The sequence below is a fragment of the Proteus myxofaciens ATCC 19692 genome, from assembly GCF_001654855.1.
Lineage (GTDB): Bacteria > Pseudomonadota > Gammaproteobacteria > Enterobacterales > Enterobacteriaceae > Proteus > Proteus myxofaciens.
The window spans coordinates 1-5,815 of record NZ_LXEN01000141.1 but is presented as its reverse complement, the minus strand read 5'-3'; the positions used below and the strand labels follow the sequence as shown (position 1 = coordinate 5,815).

Here is a 5,815-nt window from a genome sequence, read left to right as displayed (position 1 = left end):
CTTTTAGTTCAGTTAGCGGTAAAACGCGAGCTTGGCGTCCATCAACAGCTTGTGTTAACACTTCCGTTGGATTTTCAGCCATAGGTAACCCTTGGATCATAAAGGGTTTGATGTCGACTTTTTTATCTCTACCGGCAATTTGTTGTAATCTTACACCAACAACAGCACGTAAATGGCGAGAGTTAATAACGTCTAATACTGCGTAGCAAACACCAGGACGCAGTTTTCCATATAAACCTTTATCACGCGAACCACTGGTAGAACCGGCTTCTGTTGTATTACGGAAATGAAGTAACGTTAAATCGGGGATCATCGCGGTGATAAATGCAGCCATGGTGGTTGATTTACCTGCCCCGTTACCACCAGATAATGTAGTGACTAACTCATCTAAATCAAAAGTACGAGCAAAGAAACCATTCCAGTTGATAAGTGTTAATGAGCGAAACTTTCCTCGTTCAATCATTTATTTTCTTCCTCCACATCATCTTCGCCGAAAGGTAATTGCTCATCGTCACTTTCTTCATCATCATTTAGTGATATTGATTCATTATCAAGTGCTACTGCTTCTCCATCTCGGATCATTCTCAGCTGTGCATCAAGTGGCGAATCACCACTACGTACATCAGCACCAAAGCGAAATACAGATTCTGTAATTGAGAAGCGTTGTAAATCATTAACTAAAAAAGAGATCATACCTAAACGGCGTAAGCGGTTTAGCGAGGTTCTCATTTTTTCTTGTAGTTTTTGTAAATCCAAATCAGAACCTGTTGAGCGTTGATTTACTAAGCGTAATAATTTTGTTTCATCCGCTAAAGTTCTTAATTCATCAAATAGTTCCTGGGCAGTAAAAATGCCCTGATTCGCTAGACGTTCTGGGCTAAGGTATAAATAACAAAGGATTTTACCGACTAACATATCCATTTCAGAAAGTACTGAACGAGGAATAAGTGTTGTAGAGCGAGGTCGTAAATAAAAAAAGCCTTCTGGAGCTCTGATTAACTCAACATTATAACGCGCATAAAAATCTGATAATTCATCTTGAAAATCCATTAAAAACGCATGGTTATCAAGTGAATCTATACCGATATGTCTACCTGCACGTAACTGGCTATCGAGTTCAGGAAAAAGTGAGTTCGCGAGTGCTTGTGCCAATTTTGCTGGCATAAATTGTTCAGTATGTATCGATGACATGCGCTTGTACCTTAGCTCCATATTCGTTAATTTCAGACCATCTTGCTGGTAATCCTGCAAGTTCATCTCGTGCTACACCTAATCGTACAGCCTGATCAATCACAATGCGTGCGACATCAAAATGCTTTTGTTGTGGGTAGTGGGTTAGATATTCTATTAATACTGAGCTAAGATCTAATGCACGTTGTTCTAATTTATATGAAGCTAGCTCTTGTTCTACCCATTGTGCAATCTGCTCATTTACTTCACTAAACATTTGATACTCTAACTCTTCTGGTAATTCACCAGTCACTTCTTCATCGCGTAATATCAGCTCTTCATCACGCATGTCGAAAAGTCTATCAGCATTAGCATGAGTCAGTGCCCATGGGTTTTCAAAATAATTTTGTACCGATTGGCGTAATCGACGAGAGAAAATGCGATTTTTATCCATATCTATCGCAGTACGAATAAATTTATGAACATGTCTATCATAACCAATCCATAAATCAATTGATTGCTGACCCCAGCTAACAATTCGGTCTAATTTACTTTGTAGTTCAAAAACCAATGTATCAATATGCTCAACATGACCTGAGCTCATATTAGCATCTTGAATCCGTAAAAGGTTGGCTTGTAACTTATCACCCGCCGCTTCCAGAGTATCTTGTAACTCTCTTAACGTGCCTGATGTTTCTGAAAGCAGTTGCTCACAACTTGAAATTGCAGCTTGCCAATCTTGATTTAATAGCGCAGCAATATCCTCTTTTACGGTATTTTGCTGCTCATCCATAATTCGTTGTGATAAATCGATGCTATCAAAAATTTCAGCAACAGAATATTTTAATGGCGCAAAAACATTACGATGCCAATGATATTCATTGCCACCTTCTTCTGCTGAGCTTGCAGCAGAATCAAGCTCATTTGCAACAACAGATAATTGCATTGATAATCTTAATGACGAAAATTCTCGCTGACGAATATAATAATCACTAATGCCAATACCCAATGGAGTTAAGCGATAAATCGCATTGCCTTCAACTAATTCGCTGGTAAAACGGTTAAATAATCGCTGTTTAACCATATCATTGATGGCATTATTTGCACGAACATGTATCGATTCTATGGATTGATCAAAACCTTTACAAACTTCTCTAAAGGCATCAACCAATTCACCTTCACTCATCTCACCATCTTGACGCTCACTATTTAAAACAGCGACTGCCATTAAAAATGCGAGTCTTTCTGGTGGTAGTGAGATGGAAAAATCATTTTTTCTTGCCCAAGACACTAACTCAGGAACGGTCTGGGTAAAATCACTCATAGTACAATCCTTAATTTACACATTTTTTTGTGCCATGACATGAATGTAACGCCCCAGACTGATATAGGGCTCTTGCCTACAATAACGTTGCTCTAATGCAAGCAACGCCGGAAAATCTTTATTTTGTAACTGACGACTCTGTAAGTAATCATGAAAAACACGAATACCTGTTTTCCCTAAAATAGTGAGAGAAAAATCTGTCAGCCATTGATAGACATCTTCAGGTTGTAATGGATTTTGTGGTGACAAAGAACGCTTTCTTCTACGTGGGATCTCTGGATTTGCTAAATGAAAATTACCTAAAATCGCATTTCTCATCACAATCCCATTCGCATTATAAAACATCAGTGACAAGATACCATTAGGCAGCAACATGTCAGTAAGAACATTTACAGCCTGTTTCTGATCCGTTATCCACTCTAGTACTGCATGAAATAAAATTAAATCAACAGGTTCTTCAACATGTTTTTTAATTTCTTGTGCTGCACAACAAATAAATGTCATGTTATCAGTAACATTTTCTTCAATCGAGGCGTCTTTGGCACGATTAAGCATCTCTTGTGATAAATCACATAGAATTATTTGATGCCCTAATTTAGCTAATTGACGAGAAAAATATCCTTCACCGCCACCTGCATCTAAAATGCGTAAAGGCCGATTAGGTAACAACGCTAAAAGCTGTTGTAAATCTTCCCAAATCACTGCTTGACGGATTTTTCCTTTTGTTGTGCCATAGATATTGCGGGAAAATTTATCAGCAATATCGTCAAAATTACGATCTGACATTCGAACGCCTCATGATTACGACAAACTACTTATGCTCTGTGTTCTGATAATTTAAAAATATGAGACACTGGATATAATAGTTAGCTAATTTTACCAGTGTTCTATGCGACTGACTGTTTTCTGTAAAGAAATAAGCCATGAATCAGATTATTCGCAAAGCACCGTATAAATATAATGCTTATTAATAAAAAATTTAATGTTCAAATGCTTATCGTTTTACATCTTAAGTTTATCACTTAAGATTATACCTTAAAATTATAGCTTAATGATTGGCTAACTATTTTAACGATTATAATTCATTGAAACGATGTTTTAAGGCTTATTTTGACACAGCGTTTCTTAATTTCCCTAGTTTTCACTGCACTTTTGCTATCAATCGAATGTATTTCAGCCAACGTAGGATAAATTATGCTATTTTTGCTCAAAAAATATATTGGCAGCCTACTCATGCCACTCCCTTTACTATTAATTATCGCTTTTTTTGCATTAGCGTTACTGTGGTTTACCCGTTGGCAAAAAACAGGAAAAAGCATTCTTACTGTCACCCTTATTTTGCTAACGCTACTAGGGATTCAGCCTATTGCTGACACTCTTTTAATGCCGAGTGAAAAAGACTATCAAACCCGTTATGAATTACGCAGTAGCGCCCTCAAAGAGGTGAACTATATTGTCGTACTTGGTGGTGGATTTACCTACAATCCACAATGGGCACCTAGCGCTAATTTATTAAATAATAGTTTGTTTCGTGTGACAGAGGGTGTTCGCCTTTATTATCAACACCCTAATTCAACACTCATATTTACAGGTGGTGCTGGTGTTAATCAAATTAGTAGTGCTGAAGTGGCAGCGCAAGTTGCACAATCTTTAGGTGTACCTGCTGAAAAAACAATCGCATTATCAACGCCAAAGGACACACAAGAAGAGGCTTATGAGGTCGACAAATTAATTGGAAAACAGCCTTTTTTATTAGTGACATCAGCCAATCATTTAGCGCGTGCTGAGCGCTTTTTCTTAGCACGTAATATGCAACCTATTGCTGCGCCGGCTAATCAACTAGCCATTACATCACCATTACATCCCTGGGAAAAATACTATCCATCAGCAACTTATTTTCAGCATAGTGAGCGTGCTTGGTATGAATTTTTAGGCTCTATTTGGCAATCGCTAAAACCGGATAATACAGAGGCTATAGATGATAAATCTAACGAGAAAGGGTCAATAAAGTGATTAAAAAAGGCATTCAATTTCTTGAATGCCTTTTTTATTAATCTGTATTTTGTTAATTAGAATTCTTGATTTAGAGCCATAAAAGCAGCCCTTGCAGCAATCAGATCATCTTGAGTATCAACACCTACACCAGGGACTTCTAACGCTTTCGCAACATGAATTTTTTCGCCATACCATAGCACGCGAAGTTGCTCTAGCATTTCAATCGATTCTAATGGGCTTGGTGCCCAGTTAATATAACGACGGATAAAACCTGCACGATAGGCGTAAATACCAATATGACGTAAATAGTGTTCACCTATTTGATCATGTGACAAATTAAAGCGATCACGCTCCCAAGGTATTGTTGCTCGAGAAAAATACAGCGCGAAACCTTGTGCATCCATCACTACTTTTACCGCATTAGGGTTAAAAGCTTCTTTAGAATCAACAATAGGAACTGCCAGCGTTGCCATTCCAGCACTACAACTTGCCAAATTTTCAGCAACTTGGCGAATAATAGCAGGTGAGATTAGAGGCTCATCGCCTTGTACATTGACAATAATTTCATCATCTGCAAATTGAAATTTATCAATAACCTCAGCCAATCTTTCTGTACCCGAGTGGTGATCTTCACGAGTCATGCATGCTTCACCCCCTGCATCCTCTACAGCGGTAATAACGTCAGGATGATCGGTTGCGACAATGATACGTTGTGCTCCTGAACGTTTCGCTTGTTCCATTACACGTACAATCATGGGTTTACCATGGATATCAGCAAGAGGCTTACCCGGCAAACGAGTCGATGCATAGCGACCAGGAATAATGACCGTAAACATAGGTTATTTTTCCTCTTCTAATGATAATTCTCTTGCTTCTGTTTCTAAAAGAACGGGAATATTGTCACGAACAGGATAAGCTAAATGATCACTTTTACAGATAAGTTCTGAGTTTTCTTTATCAAAGACAAGTTTGCCATGGCAAACAGGACAAGCAATAATTTCAAGTAAGCGGTGATCCATTGTATCCCTCTCAAGGATTAATCATGTATATGCCAGAAAGGATATCATAAGGAAGGATCAGGGTTAATACTCAATATCACTCGTTTTGTAATTATTCGCTAACTAATTTAATTAGACATAAATTAGCTATTTTATTTTTACCATAAGAAACAAAAAAGCCACATTAAGTGGCCTTTTATCATTGAGTCTGTAACATTATTAATAAAGAATTACATTCTGCTTTTATTGATAATAAATTAATCTTTTTATTATCTTTATTGTATTCTCATTAACGTCGTGACTTTTTATATAACTTATAAATTATAAG

At 37.4% G+C, this 5,815-nt stretch carries 7 protein-coding genes; 1 reads left to right on the top strand and 6 read right to left on the bottom strand.

Annotated elements, in window-relative coordinates; genetic code table 11:
- The 4 genes from M983_RS14235 to cmoM all read right to left on the bottom strand — a co-directional run.
- The coding region (locus M983_RS14235) for an ATP-binding protein (protein ID WP_157091971.1) at positions 1 to 463 on the bottom strand (463 nt) is incomplete at its 3' end.
- Positions 460 to 1,191, bottom strand: coding sequence for a chromosome partition protein MukE (gene mukE / locus M983_RS14230; RefSeq protein ID WP_066752311.1), 732 nt, complete (start codon positions 1,189 to 1,191; stop codon positions 460 to 462). The genes M983_RS14235 and mukE, both read right to left, overlap by 4 nt.
- On the bottom strand, positions 1,172 to 2,494 hold the full coding sequence (gene mukF / locus M983_RS14225) for a chromosome partition protein MukF (RefSeq protein WP_066752307.1): 1,323 nt from the start codon (positions 2,492 to 2,494) through the stop codon (positions 1,172 to 1,174). The genes mukE and mukF overlap by 20 nt, the downstream gene beginning before the upstream one ends.
- Positions 2,495 to 2,509: 15 nt before the next feature.
- Positions 2,510 to 3,280 (bottom strand): tRNA uridine 5-oxyacetic acid(34) methyltransferase CmoM, encoded by a 771-nt coding sequence (gene cmoM, locus M983_RS14220; RefSeq protein ID WP_066752299.1) that lies wholly within the window; start codon positions 3,278 to 3,280, stop codon positions 2,510 to 2,512.
- Between the two features lie 408 nt (positions 3,281 to 3,688).
- On the opposite strand from cmoM, the gene elyC reads away from it, so the two are divergent.
- On the top strand, positions 3,689 to 4,507 hold the full coding sequence (gene elyC, locus M983_RS14215) for an envelope biogenesis factor ElyC (protein WP_066752296.1): 819 nt from the start codon (positions 3,689 to 3,691) through the stop codon (positions 4,505 to 4,507).
- A gap of 56 nt (positions 4,508 to 4,563) precedes the next feature.
- Here the strand turns inward: elyC and kdsB are convergent, their stop codons facing one another.
- The gene (kdsB, locus tag M983_RS14210) at positions 4,564 to 5,325 is read right to left on the bottom strand and encodes a 3-deoxy-manno-octulosonate cytidylyltransferase (protein WP_066752294.1); all 762 of its coding nucleotides are present in this window, start codon (positions 5,323 to 5,325) and stop codon (positions 4,564 to 4,566) included.
- 3 nt (positions 5,326 to 5,328) lie between these two features.
- On the bottom strand, positions 5,329 to 5,508 hold the full coding sequence (locus M983_RS14205) for a Trm112 family protein (protein ID WP_066752291.1): 180 nt from the start codon (positions 5,506 to 5,508) through the stop codon (positions 5,329 to 5,331).
- Positions 5,509 to 5,815 lie beyond the last annotated feature (307 nt).